Genomic DNA, 17,773 nt, shown 5'->3' on the forward strand with positions numbered 1-17,773 from the left:
AACAGGGAGTTATTTAGAAACGTTCTACGGTTTTCTCATTGGTATATTTCGTAATTTTAGCGGACGAAAATAAACGAATAATCCAATGGACTTTATATATCAAGATCCGTATCCAATTCAAAAAGACGATACGAAGTATAAAAAAATTTCTGCTGATTTTGTAAAAGTTGAGAAATTAGGCGATCGCGAAATCTTAGTAGTAGATCCAAAGGCTTTAGAAGTTTTATCTGAAGCAGCGATGACTGATGTTTCCTTTATGTTGAGAACGGCTCACTTAGAAAGCTTAAAAGCGATCTTGGACGATCCAGAAGCGACGGATAACGATCGATTTGTAGCCTATAATTTATTGCAAAATGCTGTAGTGGCAGTTGAAGGACAATTGCCTTCTTGTCAGGATACAGGTACGGCAATCGTCGTAGCTAAAAAAGGAGAAAACGTATTTACAGGAGCAAATGATGCTGAGAGTTTGTCCAAAGGAATCTTTAATACCTACCAAAAGAAGAATTTGAGATATTCTCAAATTGTTCCTATCAGTATGTTTGAGGAGAAAAACTCAGGATCAAATCTACCTGCTCAAATTGATATTTATGCGACACAGGGTCAAAAATATGAATTTTTGTTTTTGGCAAAAGGAGGAGGTTCTGCAAATAAGACGTTCTTATATCAAAAGACAAAATCTTTGTTGAATGACAAGAATTTGACTGAATTTATCAAGGATAAAATCATGGATTTAGGTACTGCTGCTTGTCCTCCTTATCACTTAGCTTTAGTGATTGGTGGTACTTCTGCAGAAGCCAATCTTGCCGCAGTGAAAAAAGCGTCTGCGGGCTACTATGATAACTTACCTACTTCTGGAAATATGGGAGGTCAAGCCTTCCGCGATATAGAGTGGGAAAAGAAATTACAATTGATTTGTCAAGAATCTCATATTGGAGCTCAATTCGGAGGAAAATATTTCACACATGACGTTCGAGTAATCCGTTTACCGCGTCACGCCGCTTCTTGTCCAGTTGGATTAGGGGTGTCGTGTTCGGCTGACCGTAACATCAAAGCAAAAATTACAGCAGAAGGATTGTTTATTGAGCAATTAGAGGAAAACCCTGCACGTTTATTACCTGCTGTAGCTCCTCATTTAGAAGAGCCTGTAGTTATTGACTTAGATAAACCAATGAAAGAACAATTGGCTGAATTGACCAAACACCCAATCAAAACACGTGTTATGTTAAACGGTACCGTAATTGTAGCCCGAGATATTGCACATGCAAAGATTCAAGAGATGTTAGACAACGGTCAAGAAATGCCAGAATACTTTAAAAATCATCCAATCTACTATGCAGGACCAGCAAAAACACCTGAAGGAATGCCTTCTGGAAGTTTCGGTCCAACGACAGCAGGTCGTATGGATCCATACGTAGATCCGTTCCAAGCCGTAGGTGGAAGTATGATTATGTTGGCAAAAGGAAACCGTTCTCAAGCGGTAACCGATGCATGTAAAAAACACGGTGGATTCTATTTAGGGTCTATTGGTGGACCAGCCGCTATCCTTGCAAAAGAAAATATCTTGAGCGTTGAGGTAGTCGATTTCCCAGAATTAGGAATGGAAGCGGTACGCAAAATCGTGGTAAAAGATTTCCCTGCCTTTATTATCACAGACGATAAAGGAAATGATTTCTTTCAAAATTTGTAAAATAGACAAGAACTCAATACGATGAAAAAGCTGTCTTACTTCGGTAAGGCAGTTTTTTTTTGGTCCTTCTAGCATTAAATGTCTGTTAATAAAAAAGTTGGAAACTTTTTGTTCCTTTTTTAATTCGTAACTTAATGCGAACTAAAAGAGATAAAATATGAAAATGTTAGAAAACAAAGTTGCTATTGTTACAGGAGGGGCTTCAGGAATTGGAAAAGCAGTTGTTGAACTCTTCGTTAAAGAAGGAGCTAAAGTAGTTATTGCAGACTTGAACGTAGATTTAGGTACGCAATTAGCGAAAAATTTGGGAACTCAAACCCATTTTGTAAAATCCAATGCCTCCTCACCTGCAGACAATGAAGCACTTGTCAAAGAAACGCTTGAAAAATTTGGGCGTTTGGATATTGCAGTAAACAATGCAGGAATTGGCGGAGCAACAGCAGCAACAGGTGAATACGAGATAGAAGAATGGCAAAAAGTGATCTCCATTAACCTTGATGGGGTATTTTACGGAATGCGTTATCAAATTCCAGCCATGTTAAACAATGGAGGAGGGAGCATTATCAACATTGCATCTATTTTAGGACAAGTTGGTTTTGCAGGATCTCCCGCTTATGTAGCGGCAAAACACGGGGTAGTCGGATTAACAAAAACAGCAGCCTGGGATTATGGTACACAAAACATTCGCATCAATGCTGTTGGACCAGGATTTATTGAAACACCGTTATTGTCGAGTATGGACCCTCAAGTGAAGCATTTCTTAGAATCCCAACACGCCATGCAGCGTCTGGGAACATCAGAAGAAGTTGCCGAACTCATCCTGTGGTTGGCTTCAGATAAAGCGTCTTTTGCAACAGGAGGATATTATCCTATTGAAGGAGGATATCTAGCAAAATAAATAAAAAAAGAGGCTATCTCCATCGAGATAGCCTCTTTTCTATAGGCACTGAAGGGTTTGTCTTTAGGGCTTTAGTCTATACACGGTATAGGTAAGACCATGATTCATCTATGCTGCCTCTATAGTATGTCTATTAGAAATCGCTCTTTTAATAGAGACACTATGGACTCACTATGGACTCATAATGGACGTACCACAAAGAAAACACAAACAAAATGTAAATAAGACACCTACTTAACTCGTGTTTTTCTTTGTATTCGCTCGCTTACTCCCTGTTGAGTATTCGAGCAATAGTATGGAATCGAATACGATAAAGCAAAGAATAAATACGCTGTTCTCAAGACTCTTTTTGTTAACTAAATTTGACGGTTAATTATTCAAGTAAAAAAAGTAAATTTGCAGCATGCAAGTAGAGAAAAAAGACATACGTAGTTTATCGAAAGAACAATTGAGAGATTTTTTTGTTTCTCAAGGAGATAAACCATTTAGAGGTAATCAGGTGTACGAGTGGTTGTGGAGTAAAGGAGCCCATTCCTTTGAGGATATGAGTAATCTCTCTAAAACGACTCGTCAAATGTTGGAAGATCACTTTGTGATTAATCACATCCGCGTGGATAATATGCAAATTAGTTCTGATGGAACCATCAAAAATGGAGTAAAATTACACGATGGATTGATCGTGGAATCCGTTTTGATCCCAACAGATACGAGAACGACGGCTTGTGTATCTTCTCAAGTGGGCTGTAGTTTGGACTGTGAATTTTGTGCAACTGCACGATTAAAACGCATGCGTAACCTAAATCCTGATGAAATATACGATCAAGTGTTGACCATTGATCAACAAAGCCGTCAAAACCACGGGCGTCCGCTTTCTAATATCGTATTCATGGGTATGGGAGAACCTCTGATGAACTACAACAACGTTCAGGCAGCTATAGACAAAATCACCTCAGAGGAAGGATTGGGCATGTCACCAAAGCGCATTACCGTTTCCACTTCAGGTATTCCTAAAATGATTCGAAAGCTAGCCGATGATCAGGTGAAATTTAAATTAGCCGTTTCTCTACACTCGGCAATTGAAGAAACGCGTAATCGTATTATGCCATTCTCCAAAAGTTTTCCACTTACTGACCTACGTGATGCGTTGCAGTACTGGTACAGCAAAACAAAAAGTAGAATTACCTTCGAATATGTGGTGTGGAAGGGAATCAATGACGACAAAGCTTCGATTGATGCGTTGGTTAAATTTTGTAAGCAAATGCCGAGTAAAGTCAATCTAATTGAATATAATCCTATAGACGATGGTGAGTTTCAACAAGCTGACCCACAGGCGATAAATAATTATATTAAAGCCTTGGAAAGCAATGATATTACCGTAGTAGTAAGACGAAGCCGTGGAAAAGATATCGATGCAGCTTGTGGACAATTAGCGAATAAATCGTAAAAATGCATACTAAAAAGATGATTCTACTCTTTTTATAGAACAGATATTTGTTTGAATGGTATAGTATGACATAAAAAGTCATAAATTTGTTTATAATGAATATTGTACAGCAAATACAGGAACCGATTAAGGTTGAAATGGATCTCTTTGAAAAGAAGTTCCATAAATCTATGGCAACGAAAGTTGCTTTATTAAACAGAATCACCTACTACATTGTCAACCGAAAAGGAAAACAAATGCGACCGATGTTTGTTTTTTTAGTCGCAAAAATGGTGCATGAAGGGGGAGCAAATGAGCGTACCTATAGAGGGGCTTCTGTGATTGAACTGATTCATACCGCGACATTGGTACATGACGATGTTGTGGATGACAGTAATAAACGCCGCGGTTTCTTTTCATTAAACGCCTTGTGGAAAAATAAAATTGCTGTTTTAGTGGGAGACTATCTCCTGTCCAAAGGACTATTGCTCTCTATCGATAATGGAGATTTCGACTTGTTGCGCATCATTTCGGTAGCTGTACGCGAAATGAGTGAAGGAGAACTGCTGCAAATCGAGAAAGCCCGTCGTTTAGATATTACTGAAGAAATTTATTACGAAATTATTCGCCAAAAAACAGCAACACTCATCGCTGCTTGTTGTGCTTTAGGCGCTGCGTCGGTGCAACCAGATGATGCTGTACTCATCGAAAGAATGCGAAAATTTGGTGAGGTAATTGGTATGGCCTTCCAAATCAAAGATGACTTATTTGATTATACAGATGGACCAATTGGTAAACCAACGGGTATCGATATTAAAGAACAAAAAATGACTTTGCCTCTAATATATGCCCTCAATACCGCTACCAAAGAAAAACGCAAATGGCTAATTAACTCCGTAAAAAATCACAATGAAGACAAGCGCAGAGTCAAAGAGGTGATCGAGTATGTCAAAGAGGCCGGTGGATTGACCTATGCAACACAAAAAATGATTACCTATCAAGAAGAAGCTTTACAATTGGTGGCAGAATTTCCATCTTCTCCTTATAAAGAAGCTTTGGTTAAAATGGTCAATTACGTGATTGAACGTAAAAAATAACGTATATTTTCTTTTTTGTCCCAACCTTTTTTAGTTGTTAGCGTCTTATTCGTAACAAACCAAAAAAAAATAGGGATGAAACGAATGGTAATCTGTATGTGTTTGGCCTCAGCAACTTGGGGATTGGCACAAGAAAAAGAAAAAATTAAACCTGAATTTGGCGTATCTGCTTATGTGTTTAGTGGAAATGCTGTCTTACAACAGCGCGCAGAAGTCGATCAAAATAGTTTTATTCGAGATGGAGTAAACGTAGAGTTCGACGTAAAATGGGATGGGTTTGGCGTATACGCAGGTTTAGGAACCTATTCTTTAACAACTAACCGTATCTTTGAGGGTCAATCGACCTATTTAAAGAATGAATATCTCCTTATTCCCTTTGGATTGACCTCAAGTTATCCTCTCTATAAAAAAGGAGATGAGACAAAATTGAGTCTACAGCTAGATGTTGGAGGATACGCTGGACATCTATATAAATCACAAGAAAAAACAACAGATTTAACTTGGAAAGAAAAAAATGTGGGTTGGAATTTTGGATTTATGGCAAGAATGGGCGTATCTTACATGATGTATAAAAATGTTGAGATAAAGGCAGGGCTACAAGCTATGTCCGATTTGTCGAAAATTAATACACAAAAAGTAACCAAATCAACGATGTATTTTATTGGTGTTGGTTATCGATTTTAAGGATAACTAACTTTTTTAAATTGTACAGAAAGCCTCCATATTTGGAGGCTTTCTTGTTTTTGATAAAAAAAATATATTTTTTTTTCTTTTCATCCCAACCTTTTGCTCTTTTGTTGCGTCTATGTAATAGAGAACCCCAAAAAAATAAATTATGAAAGGATTATTACTACTTATTATCAATATGGTTGACACTATTCTGTCTTGGATCCATCAATTTCTATCGTGAATCACGACAAAGATGCATTTTAAATAATACATTTAGCAACACTAAATAGTTATGAAATTGATACGATTGTACCCCAAAAAAGTGGAAGATTACCTCGATGATTTACGGTGTGAGAAGCGAACCGCTCAGCATGAGGTGTATCAATTGTTGTCGGGCAAGATGCTGAGCGTCTGTAGACAGTACATACAAGATATACACTATGCGGAAGACGTAATGGTGACCGCCTTTATGAAAGTGTTTACACAAGTGCATAAATATGAGGGAAAAGGAAGTTTTGAAGGTTGGATTAGGCGGATTATGGTCAATGAATCGATTTCATTCTTACGCGCACAGCGGCCTTTTTCCTATCTAGAAGAGCAGGTCGAACTTCAGGAAGTAGTGCAGTACCACCAAGAAAGCGATTTAGTTTTAGAAGAAATCCAACGACTAATCGACCAATTACCTGCGGGTTGTAAAACGATCTTTAACCTGTATGTAATTGAACAATACAAGCACCAAGAAATCGCTCATATGCTACAAATTAGCGAAGGCACATCAAAATCACAACTCGCACAAGCGCGTAAATTATTACAACAACAATTGGAGCATTTAAAACAACAAGGTTTATGGAATGGAGTAAAATAGATAAAGATTGGAAAAAGCAAATGGACGAACGTACCATTGCTCCTTCTTCAGCTGCTTGGGATAAATTAGCTCAACAGTTAGACAAAAGAGAAAAGAAAGGAATAAAACTAGCGTTCCAAAAATGGATGGGAATTGCCGCTTGCTTGCTTATTGGTGGAATTTTAGGCCTTGTGTTTTGGATCACTGCGCCTTTCCTATCTTCGCCTTCAACTGAAGAATCCCTACCAACGCATTATGTCGTAACGGATCAAGTCGATCAAACGAATGCACAGGAACAGCAAGATAGTCTACAACCAGCAGAATATATTGTGCCTAAGCCTGCGCAACAACAAGATAAAGTAGGAACAACAACGCAATTTTTACAGCTGGCACAAATAGAGCCGATTGCACCTAAAACAATCGATGCTAAAAGAGAAACAATGGACTCCTTGGTTATTGATGAGATCGTCGTAAAGAACGCACAGCGCAAAGTTGTGGTGGACAGTAACGATTTATTGAAACAAGTAGAAGGAGAAATTGAAGTAGAATACCGAGAGACTAAATTGAAAAAAATTATTGATACCACGAGAAAAACCGTAGTAGATTTATCAGAGAGTATATATGAAAAGTAAATGGAGATATAGTTTGGTGTTGTTGTGGCTGTTGAGCCTAACAACGAGTTATGGACAAATCCGAATAGAGCGAGAGGGCCATAATCTGGAAGAAAAAGAAAAGATATCAAAGAAGACGGATCAAGTCTTGAAAGCCTTTGAATACAATGTCAGTCAAATTGCAGTGGATATTCAGAATGCAACAGTAAAACAAAAAGAGCGGTTGCGCATCCGCGTGGATTCTATTAACAATTTGGTCGATAACAACCGTATAACAGAAGAATTCGGAGAAGAATTGAAATCTAAATTTGCAAAAGAAGCTTCTGATCGCATTGAAAAAGAGGTTGTTCGCATGCAAGACAGTTTGACTCTTGCTGTACAAAGTCAGGTCAACTACGCAATGAAGAATGGTGAGTTTCTCAAAGTTGCCGATACAACTACACGAGTAGCAACGGTAATGATGGGCGGTACTTATGATAGCTATCAGAAAAAAGGACAACGCATTTTGGGGGAGCGCAGAAGTAATCTTCGCCTTCATCTACAGTATGGGATTAGTAACCTGGAAACCGATGGAGCCTTTGCTAATTCCGAAATTCGCTATGTTCCGTCTAATTTTATTCAGTTTGGATTACATGTCAAGACAAGACTTCTAAAAAACAATAACTTACTACACTTGCGCTATGGGATTGCTTGGGAGTACAGTAACCTAAAACCGAGTCAACATCGCCTCTTTGAAGTGCAAGACGGACAGACGGTATTATCGGATTATGATGAACGCTTTACAAAATCTAGATTAGCGTTGGGTTCTTTTCAAATTCCCCTTTATTTAGAGTTTGATTTTACACCTAAGAAAACAGATAGCAAAACAGGGAAAAACTATTTTATATCAGAGCGTAGTTGGCGTTTAGGATTCGGAGGATATGTTAACTTTGGAAATAGTAGTGGAAAACAAGTGTATCGCTATAAAGATAATGGAACGTATCGCGTTAAACATCGCTCTGATCTAGGTATTGATCGAACGAGATTTGGGGTGGGAAGTTACCTAGGCTATCGCTCTTGGGCACTACAGTTTCAGTATGAACTAACTCCGCTATTTAAGCACAATAGTATAGAACAACATGTGTGGTCTTTAGGACTTCGATTAGATATTTAATAAAGTGAAGAAAGATGAATAAATATTATAAGGAGTGTTTTCTTGTCTTGATTCTTCTATTAGGATTGAAGACTGTTATACATGCGCAAACTTCGGTTTGGAAGGGGAATGTAGTGGACCATCAATCAAAACTCGGTATTGAAGGGGTTACTATTAGTACACAAGACCAAGGAAGAAAGGCACAAACTGATGGCAATGGTGATTTTTCGATTGAGTTAGAGGAGAATCAGAACCATATTGTTTTGAGCCATCCATCGTATCAAACCCGAGAAATTGATACACAGGGAAAGATGCCCGTTCTATTACAATTAAAAGAAACGGAACTTGAAGCGGTCATTGCCTTTACAGAACCTTTAGCTAAGGTGTTCTATGATGCCTTTGAAAATGCGTTAAGACCTAAAAAAAATGGAGATGTATATCAGACCTATGCGAGAGAATTTATGTGGACTAATGGGGAAGTGACTAATGTAGGCGATGGTTTGCTTGACTATTATATCAAAAAACCAAAACAAAGTCCCTTGGTGGTACTTAAAGAACATCGTGTTCTTGAGTCCTTAATGGAGATTCCTAGAGGGAGTGATGAAGCAATTTTGAGTTCTGCATTGATTGGGGGGCTAGGCGATATCCGAGATTTCTTTACCTCCAATACGGGAGTAAATGCCGTACGTGAAGTACTAGACTCGCCCGAAGAATATGACTATGTCTTAAAACAAAACAAAGGTGAAACTGGAAATGAAATAACCGTCTCTTTTAAACCTAAAGCAAATGTAGAGGGGTGGAAATACTATGAAGGACAAATTGTCTTTACCCAAGACCACAAACAAATTTTGTCCTATCATTATGCATTGGCCAAAGCATACCAAAACAACCGTAAAACGATAAATGCATTGTTGTTTCAATTGCGTATCGATGAGCTGAGTTTTCAAGGAGTTTATAAAGAACGACAAGGTAAATATGACCTATATTATCTAGCACAACTAATGGATTATCGCATCAGTCATAAGCGAATCGGAGATAATGTAGTCAGTATGCTTAGAGAAGTAGTTGTAGATGATGTAATACAAGAGACAAACCTACCCACTAAATCCCGACTAAAAGCAATGAATATTTTTCAAAATCCTAGCAAGTATCAAACGGAATACTGGAAAAACAGAGTATTCCGACCCTTGACAGATGGAGAAGAGCGCGTTCTGCAACAGCTGCAAACAAAAGAAACCAAATAATCATTTACCAATAGAAAAGAAGTTGTTTTATTGTAAAGCAACTTCTTTTTTTATCTTTGTGGGACAAATGTAAACTATGATTTCCAAAACGACCATTGATACTGTTTTTGATACTGCTCGCGTAGAGGAGGTGATCGGTGATTTTGTCAATTTAAAGAAAGCAGGGGCAAACTATAGAGGGTTGAGTCCTTTTGTCAACGAAAAGACGCCTTCGTTTATGGTATCTCCTGTCAAACAGATTTGGAAAGACTTTAGTTCAGGTAAAGGAGGAAATGCCATTACTTTTTTGATGGAACACGAACACTTCTCCTATCCAGAGGCCATTCGCTATTTAGCTAAAAAATACGGCATCGAAATAGAAGAAACCGAGCAAACTGATGCGGAAAAAGAACAGATGAATGAAAAGGAAAGTATGTTCATCGTGTCAGAGTTTGCCAAGAATTATTTTGAAGATACGCTATTGAATTCAGAAGAAGGAAGAGCCATTGGTTTGTCTTACTTTAAAGAAAGAGGGTTTACTTCGGATACTATTAAGACTTTTGGGTTGGGCTATTCTCCAGATAAATGGGATGCGTTTACTGAAGCTGCTTTGAAAAAAGGTTATTCGTTAGACTATTTGGAAAAAACGGGATTGACAATCGTTAAGGATGACAAGCGTTTTGACCGTTTCAAAGGACGTGTGATGTTCCCCATTCAAAGTATGTCGGGACGTGTATTGGGTTTTGGTGGGCGTATTTTGACCCAGGATAAAAAGGCAGCAAAATACCTCAATTCGCCAGAGAGTGATATCTACCACAAGAGTAAAGTGTTGTATGGGATTTCTCATGCCAAACAAGAAATAGCTAAAAAGGACAATTGTTATTTGGTCGAAGGCTATACCGATGTGATCCAGATGCATCAAACGGGCGTAAAAAACGTGGTAGCTTCTTCAGGAACTGCCCTAACACCCGAACAAATTCGACTAATAAGCCGATTGACTCAGAATATAACTATGCTGTTCGACGGCGATGCCGCAGGAATCCGCGCTTCTTTTCGCGGGGTTGATTTAATTCTTGAAGCAGGAATGAATGTGCGCATTTGCCCTCTTCCTCAAGGAGAAGACCCTGATAGCTTCGCACGAAAACACAGCTTAGAAGAATTAGAATCCTACTTCGAAGAACAATCTACTGATTTTATCCGTTTCAAAGCCAATACTTTGATGGAAGAATCTAAAGGGGATCCCATTAAAAAAGCAGATATTATCCGCGATATGGTGACGAGTATTTCTAAAATACCCGATCCGATTAAAAGGGAAATCTACATTCAAGAGTGTTCGCGAATCATGGATATTTCCGAAGAAGTCATCTTTTCCTCTTTAGCTCAAATAAGTAGAAAAGAACTCGCTGATGCCAATAAAAAGTTTACCCAAGAGCGCCAACAAATGGAAGTGGTGCACGCTGATAAAAAAACAGAAGAAATTGCAGTTGATGCACTCTATCTTTTAGAACAGCGCATTATTGAAATATTGTTGTTGTATGGCAATGAAGAAGAACAATTTGTAGAGCTCCTCTTTGAAACGAACGAAGACGACGAAATTGTTGAAGTGGAGCACAAAATCGTTCAAAAAGTATATGAACGCATCTACCTGAGCTTACAAGAAGATGAAGTGCAGTTGACCAATCCTATTTTCAAACAACTCTATGCGGATATAATGAACTACTACCACAACAATACGTGGAGTCTAGAGGATTACCTCAAGCGCTTAGATAGTGAACTGTCTGCACAAGTGACAACTATTCTCATGGAAGAAGAAAAGGAAAACTTACACAAATGGGAATCGCAAAACATTTTTGTCAAACAAAAAAAAGATGGTATTGCCCAATATACAACTGAAACGATTCTAACGCTGCGCATGCATCTTGTAAATGCTATTATAGAGAAGTATAAAAGCAAATTAGGAGGCGTAGAACAAGATCGCGCTTTTGAAATACTCGGAATTATTATTGATTATTCCACTTTAATGAATACATTTTCGAAACGATTAGGACAAGTAACCACCCGATTTAGATTATAAAACATAAACCTCATGGACAATGAGGTTTTTTTTTGCGTTATTTTTTCTGCAATAAGTCCCGCTAAGGCTAAAAATAACTAGAAAAACGAAACAGATATTCGCTTTCAATCCGGTAAAACTCAAAAAAAAACAAACATTTCTAACTATAATGGTAATTTTATATTTTTTTTAAAATAAAGTTGCTAAAATGAATTACTAACACTAATTTTTTATATATTTGATTGGTACTTATAGGTGTTTTTAAGATATTTTAATGTTATAAATAGATGGTTTGAGATTTTTTTCAACTATTTATTATTATGTTAAACATAAAGACAGTATTTATTATGATTTGTTTAGTAATACTAAGGAGGATTTCTTTAATATATGTAAAAAAAATAAAATAATCAATGTGTTTTTGTCATAAAATGATTTTTTTTCTAGCATTATTTTTGAAGTGTGAAATAAAGCATAGCATGCGAATAGAAATAATATAAATGAATTACGATAATAATAAAATTTAAAGCATATGAAAGATACAAGAAGAGAACACGATTTTTTAGGCGAATTAGATATTCCCAATGACAAATATTATGGGGTTCAAACATTTCGCGCTGTTGAAAATTTCACCATTACAGGTCTTACCCTGAATCATGAAAAAGGGTTGATCAAAGCTTTAGGTGAGGTTAAGAAGGCTGCTGCTTTAGCCAATAGAGACTGTGGGGTGTTGGACGCAAAAATTGCGGAGGCAATTTGCTTTGCTTGTGATCAAGTAATAGCGGGAAAATACGACGATCAGTTTGTGAGTGATTTGATTCAAGGTGGCGCTGGAACCTCAGTGAACATGAATGCGAATGAAGTAATTGCCAATGTTGCGTTGGAATACCTCGGGCATAAAAAAGGAGAATATCAATATGTACACCCGAATAACCACGTAAACTGTTCTCAATCTACCAACGATGCTTATCCAACAGCTTTTCGCTTGGCCTTGTATTACAAGTTAGACGGATTCTGTCAAATAATATCAGATTTAGAAAAAGCATTTGCAGCCAAAGGCGAGCAATTCAAAAGTGTTCTTAAAATGGGGCGTACCCAATTGCAAGATGCTGTGCCAATGACTTTAGGTCAAGAGTTTCACGCGTTTGCAACAACAGTTGGGGAAGACTTATTGCGCTTGCGCGAAGCACAACGCTTAATCCTAGAAGTAAATATGGGTGCAACAGCAATCGGAACAAAAGTTAATGCACCAGAAGCTTATCCTGAATTATGTGTGAAGTATTTATCCAAAGAAACAGGATTGCCTTTAGTATTATCTCCAGATTTAATTGAAGCAACGAGCGATACTGGGGCCTATGTTCAAATCATGGGAACAGTAAAGCGCGCGGCAATCAAAATATCAAAGATTTGTAATGACTTGCGCTTGTTGAGCTCTGGTCCACGTACGGGATTGAACGAAATCAACCTTCCAGCGCGTCAACCTGGTTCTTCTATCATGCCAGGAAAAGTGAACCCTGTAATTCCAGAAGTAGTAAACCAAACGTGTTTCTATGTAATCGGACAAGATTTAACTGTTACCATGGCTGCTGAAGCAGGACAATTGCAATTGAACGTTATGGAACCTGTGATCGGATTTGCTTTGTTCACTTCTCTAGAGTACTTAGGAAATAGCTTAACAACCTTAATCGAAAAATGTATTGTTGGCATTACTGCTAATGAAGAGCATTGTGCGAATCTAGTGATGAACAGCATCGGAATTGTTACACAGTTAAACCCAATCCTAGGGTATGAAACTTGTGCAAGTGTTGCAGGTGAAGCGTTGTTGTCTGGTAAAAGTGTACACCAAATTGTAGTAGAAGAACGCAAGTTGATTTCGCAAGCAAAATGGGAGGAAGTTTACTCGTTAGACAATTTAATCAATCCAAAACTAATTGTATCCTAAACTAAAATCACACCCTAATATGAAAAAGATCATAAATGTATTGTTTGTCTTTTTACTAGTTTTTCAAGTACAAGCACAGCCTAAGAAAAATAGTCAATCGACGAAAGATTTGCCTCGTGTCATTATCTTGGCAACGGGAGGAACAATTGCCGGAGCTGGTGAGTCTTCAACAAAGGCTGCCTACACTGCTGGTAAAGTGCCTATTGACGATTTGTTGAATGCTGTTCCTGAAATGCACAACATCGCTAAAATTAAGGGGGAGCAAATTGCACAAATCGGAAGTCAAGACATGAATGTTGAGACTTGGTTGAAATTGAGTAATCGAATCAACGAGATTTTTGAGAAAAATGAGGCAGATGGTGTAGTAGTAACGCATGGTACTGATACACAAGAAGAAACTGCTTATTTCTTGGAATTAACGGTAAACGCTACAAAACCAGTTGTTCTAGTTGGAGCTATGCGCCCTTCTACAGCAATGAGTCAAGATGGAAACCGCAATTTATTGGATGCTGTGATGGTGGCAGCTTCTCCGAATAGTAAAGATGTAGGTGTAGTGACTGCTATGAATGAAGAAGTTTACGCCGCTCGCGATGTGACTAAAACCGTAACTACAAATATGGCGACATTCAAATCGAGAAACTTTGGTCCTATCGGATTAATCTACGACGGAAAAGTAAACTACTACTACAAAACACTGCGTTCACCAGAACAAAAATTCAGTGTAAAAGGATTGACTAAACTTCCACAAGTAGAAATTGTATACGGCTATGCCGATGCAAGTCCAAGAGCGGTGACTACAGCAATTGAAGAAGGAGTACAAGGCATTGTTTACGCCGGAATGGGCAACGGAAACTTTAATGCTCCAGTAGGTGAAGCATTAGAGGCAGCAGCTAAAAAGGGAATTGCCGTTTGTCGATCTGCTCGTGCAGGTTCTGGTCGTGTAACTTTGTTCAATGAGGTAGATGATCAAGCACTAGGTTTTGTTGTTGCAGATGATTTAAATCCACAGAAAGCACGCGTTTTATTGATGTTAGCCTTGACCAAGACTAACAATCAAAAAGAACTACAAGAGATATTCTTTAAATACTAAATCCTATTGAGTACATCAAAAGGAAAACATAATGGGGGGAGCGTATAGAACACTTTAGTGGTTCGCTCCCTTTTTTGTACCTACTGATGAGCTTGAGCGTCTTAAATCGAGTGTTATGTTATTGATTCAGTTTGCAATTTTAATTGCGATGATATTAATCGGTTCCCAAATGAAGGGAATAGGATTAGGAGTGATGGGTATGATTGGGTTGTTAATCTTTGTGTTCATCTTTCAGATGAAACCTGGAGATCCTCCAATTGATGTGATGTTGGTTATTATGGCTATTGTGTCTACCGCAGCTACTTTACAAGCTTGTGGAGGATTAGATTACTTGGTGCGATTAGCAGAAAAAGTGATCCGCAGTAACCCTTCTAACATTGTTTTTATTGCGCCTTTTACGGTGTATTTCTTTTGTCTGTTCGCTGGAACAGCTCACTTGCTGTATTCGTTACTTCCAATTATCGCTGAGGTAGCTACAAAAAAGAGAATTAGACCCGAACGCCCCTTAAGTGTTTCAGTGATTGCATCTCATTTGGCTATTACAGGTAGTCCCATGAGTGCTGCCACTGCCGCATTTGCCGGAGCTAGTATTCTCGCCTATCCAGGTGCGCTAATTGATATTATGAAAGTGTGTATCCCCGCTTGTTTAATCGGTATACTTATCACTTGCTTTGTTGTATTGCGCAAAGGAAAAGAATTAAAAGACGATCCAATCTTTATTGAAAAGATGAAAGATCCTGAATTTGCAAAGAGCTTGGATACGGGTGAAGATGAAAGTGGAAATCAAACTCCCCTAAAAAAAGGAGCAAAAACATCCGTGGTTATTTTCGCTATTGCCGTTTTATTAATTGTTATTGCTGGAGCTTTTCCACAACTCTTACCTCAGTTTGAACCAGGAGCCGCTAGTTTGGTTGTCAAAGCCAATGGTGAACTGCAAATGGTAAGTGTTATTAGTATGATTACCCTTTCTGCTTCTGCTTTGATGATGTTGATTACCAAAACAAGTGCAATCAGTGTGACCAAAGTTAGCTTGTTCTCCTCTATGGCAACAGCGGTTGTGTCCGTTTTTGGTGTGGTTTGGATGAGTGCGACTTTTATGTCACACAACGAAGTGGCTATCAAAGGGTTCTTAAGTGAAGTCGTTACTTTATACCCATGGACGTTTGCAATTGCTGTATTTATATTAGGTGCCTTGATGTTTAGTCAAGCAGCAACAACAAAAACAATGATGCCTTTAGGGATGGCGCTAGGAGTTTCAAATCCTGCATTGATCGCTATATTCCCAGCTGTAAACGCAGACTTCGTTCTGCCAGGGTATCCAACTTTATTAGCAGCAATAAACTTTGATCGTACTGGAAGTACAAAAATTGGAAAATTTGTAGTGAACCACAGTTTTATGATTCCCGGTTTAGTCGCCATTACCGTTGCTATCGCAGCAGGCTTCCTTTTGGGATCCTTTCTACTGTAAGGTACACACCCCTTAAATATTGAGCTATGAAAAAAATCTTATTATTTTTAGCACTCTTTGTGCAAGTAGGAATTGTTGCACAAGAAACACAAACAACAGCCGATACGCTCTCAAAACCGCTACTCCCTGTTGAAAAAATTGATCTGTTGAAAAACGTCGACATGATATTTAATATGCGTTTTGCCAACGACAACCTATTTCACGATGGTAAATTTCAAGAATCTACCTTTAGTAACAATCAGTTCCGACTTGAAATTAAAGGTAAAATTCACGAAAAAGTCTATTTCAGATTCAGAGATCGCTACACCAAAAGTACAGATCCTGGAAGTAGAGATAATATTAGTCGCTCTACGGATATGGCATTCATTGGCGTAGCCTTGTCTCCTAAAACTCAACTAAACCTCGGTAAAATGAGCGCAGATTGGGGAGGATTTGAATTTGACCTCAATCCAATTGATATCTTAGAATACAATGATATCCTAGAATACGCTGATAACTTCCTTACAGGAGTTGGGGTGACGCATCAAGTGTCCAACAATCACTCTTTTGGATTACAAGTGTTAAATTCACGCGTTTCTAATTTCGAAGATGTATATAAAGGACAAATGCCAGAGGGAATTGAAAAAGCTAAAGCCCCAATGGCGATCGTAACCAATTGGAGAGGAAGTTTTTTCGATGGAAAATTTGAAACTATCTACAGCTACAGCTACTTTCAAGAAGCTAAAAATAGAGGAATGAACTATTATTCCCTTGGTAATAAATATCAAAACAACCGATTTACGCTGATGTACGATTTTAAATACAGCAACGAAGGGTTAGATCGCAAGGGAATAATTACAGATATGATGACGGGAGATAATGTAGTCGCTCAACAAAATGTATCTTACCTTGAGAACTGGATTAAAGCAGAGTATTTAATTGCTCCAAAAGTAAATGTTACATTAACTTTAATGAATAACAATGCCTATGCTAAAAATTTAGTATCTGAAAATAGCGGGGTAAGCCATATTCGTTCAAGTTATGGATTTATTCCAACAGTAGAATATTTGCCATTTAAAAATATGAATATCCGATTTTATGCCTCTTATGTTGGACGCTATTACAATTATTCAACCTATGCCAAGGAGCATTTAGGACAAGAGAATTATAATACAGGCCGATTGAGTGTAGGATTTATCGCACCATTGTTGATCTTTTAATTGATTTTATACGATAAAGAGGAGAGCGAAAGCTCTCCTTTTTTTTGCGGTTTGTTTTGTCGTAGCAAGTAGATTTCTTTTTTATTATATAAGGAGGAATTGTTGTCTATATAAGAAAGAACCTTCCTTGGTATTGAATTGCGCAAATTAAAGCGCGCGAACCTCACGACGAGCGAACCGTGCAACCTACAAAAAACAAAAGCCGACAAAAAAGTAAAAAAAAACTTTTCGATCTAACGTGCGTTATAGTAATGAGTTGTGAATAAAAGTGGAATTTCACTAAAAAAAAAGCAACAAATAATTTGGAAGTGGGGAAAAAGGTACTACTTTTGCATCCGCATTAAACAAGCAGACGTTCATAGAAAAGCAGTAGAAAAGGCTTGAGATTGGTTCAAAAATATTTTTTAAAAATAAATTTGGATAATCGAAATAAAGAGTCT

At 37.9% G+C, this 17,773-nt stretch carries 14 protein-coding genes; all 14 read left to right on the forward strand.

The features are described from left to right. The first annotated feature begins 85 nt into the window (after nucleotides 1-85). The 14 genes from H4K35_RS13215 to H4K35_RS13280 all read left to right on the forward strand — a co-directional run bounded on the left by H4K35_RS13215 (nucleotide 86) and on the right by H4K35_RS13280 (nucleotide 17,333). Nucleotides 86-1,687 (forward strand): fumarate hydratase, encoded by a 1,602-nt coding sequence (locus H4K35_RS13215; RefSeq protein WP_182628433.1) that lies wholly within the window; start codon nucleotides 86-88, stop codon nucleotides 1,685-1,687. A 157-nt stretch (nucleotides 1,688-1,844) separates the two neighbouring features. Continuing rightward, complete coding sequence (locus H4K35_RS13220; protein ID WP_182628434.1) at nucleotides 1,845-2,585, forward strand: SDR family NAD(P)-dependent oxidoreductase; 741 nt, start codon at nucleotides 1,845-1,847, stop codon at nucleotides 2,583-2,585. A 403-nt stretch (nucleotides 2,586-2,988) separates the two neighbouring features. After that, nucleotides 2,989-4,029, forward strand: a complete 1,041-nt coding sequence (rlmN, locus tag H4K35_RS13225) for a 23S rRNA (adenine(2503)-C(2))-methyltransferase RlmN (protein WP_182628435.1) — start codon at nucleotides 2,989-2,991, stop codon at nucleotides 4,027-4,029. A gap of 95 nt (nucleotides 4,030-4,124) precedes the next feature. Then, nucleotides 4,125-5,105, forward strand: coding sequence for a polyprenyl synthetase family protein (locus H4K35_RS13230; RefSeq protein WP_182628436.1), 981 nt, complete (start codon nucleotides 4,125-4,127; stop codon nucleotides 5,103-5,105). 75 nt (nucleotides 5,106-5,180) lie between these two features. Then, nucleotides 5,181-5,789, forward strand: a complete 609-nt coding sequence (locus H4K35_RS13235) for an outer membrane beta-barrel protein (RefSeq protein ID WP_182628437.1) — start codon at nucleotides 5,181-5,183, stop codon at nucleotides 5,787-5,789. A 277-nt stretch (nucleotides 5,790-6,066) separates the two neighbouring features. Then, the gene (locus H4K35_RS13240) at nucleotides 6,067-6,639 is read left to right on the forward strand and encodes an RNA polymerase sigma factor (protein ID WP_182628438.1); all 573 of its coding nucleotides are present in this window, start codon (nucleotides 6,067-6,069) and stop codon (nucleotides 6,637-6,639) included. Continuing rightward, nucleotides 6,621-7,250, forward strand: coding sequence for a hypothetical protein (locus tag H4K35_RS13245; RefSeq protein WP_182628439.1), 630 nt, complete (start codon nucleotides 6,621-6,623; stop codon nucleotides 7,248-7,250). Before H4K35_RS13240 ends, H4K35_RS13245 begins: the two co-directional genes overlap by 19 nt. Beyond that, on the forward strand, nucleotides 7,240-8,382 hold the full coding sequence (locus H4K35_RS13250; RefSeq protein WP_182628440.1) for a hypothetical protein: 1,143 nt from the start codon (nucleotides 7,240-7,242) through the stop codon (nucleotides 8,380-8,382). Before H4K35_RS13245 ends, H4K35_RS13250 begins: the two co-directional genes overlap by 11 nt. Nucleotides 8,383-8,396: 14 nt before the next feature. Continuing rightward, complete coding sequence (locus H4K35_RS13255) at nucleotides 8,397-9,605, forward strand: carboxypeptidase-like regulatory domain-containing protein (protein WP_182628441.1); 1,209 nt, start codon at nucleotides 8,397-8,399, stop codon at nucleotides 9,603-9,605. A gap of 76 nt (nucleotides 9,606-9,681) precedes the next feature. After that, the gene (gene dnaG / locus H4K35_RS13260; RefSeq protein WP_182628442.1) at nucleotides 9,682-11,658 is read left to right on the forward strand and encodes a DNA primase; all 1,977 of its coding nucleotides are present in this window, start codon (nucleotides 9,682-9,684) and stop codon (nucleotides 11,656-11,658) included. A 508-nt stretch (nucleotides 11,659-12,166) separates the two neighbouring features. Then, the gene (gene aspA, locus H4K35_RS13265) at nucleotides 12,167-13,576 is read left to right on the forward strand and encodes an aspartate ammonia-lyase (protein ID WP_182628443.1); all 1,410 of its coding nucleotides are present in this window, start codon (nucleotides 12,167-12,169) and stop codon (nucleotides 13,574-13,576) included. A 19-nt stretch (nucleotides 13,577-13,595) separates the two neighbouring features. Beyond that, on the forward strand, nucleotides 13,596-14,666 hold the full coding sequence (locus H4K35_RS13270; protein ID WP_182628444.1) for a type II asparaginase: 1,071 nt from the start codon (nucleotides 13,596-13,598) through the stop codon (nucleotides 14,664-14,666). Between the two features lie 115 nt (nucleotides 14,667-14,781). Beyond that, nucleotides 14,782-16,134, forward strand: a complete 1,353-nt coding sequence (locus H4K35_RS13275) for an anaerobic C4-dicarboxylate transporter family protein (RefSeq protein ID WP_182628445.1) — start codon at nucleotides 14,782-14,784, stop codon at nucleotides 16,132-16,134. Nucleotides 16,135-16,160: 26 nt separating this feature from the next. Continuing rightward, complete coding sequence (locus H4K35_RS13280) at nucleotides 16,161-17,333, forward strand: porin (protein ID WP_182628446.1); 1,173 nt, start codon at nucleotides 16,161-16,163, stop codon at nucleotides 17,331-17,333. Nucleotides 17,334-17,773 lie beyond the last annotated feature (440 nt).

The organism is Myroides sp. NP-2 (assembly GCF_014145665.1).
Classification (GTDB): domain Bacteria; phylum Bacteroidota; class Bacteroidia; order Flavobacteriales; family Flavobacteriaceae; genus Flavobacterium.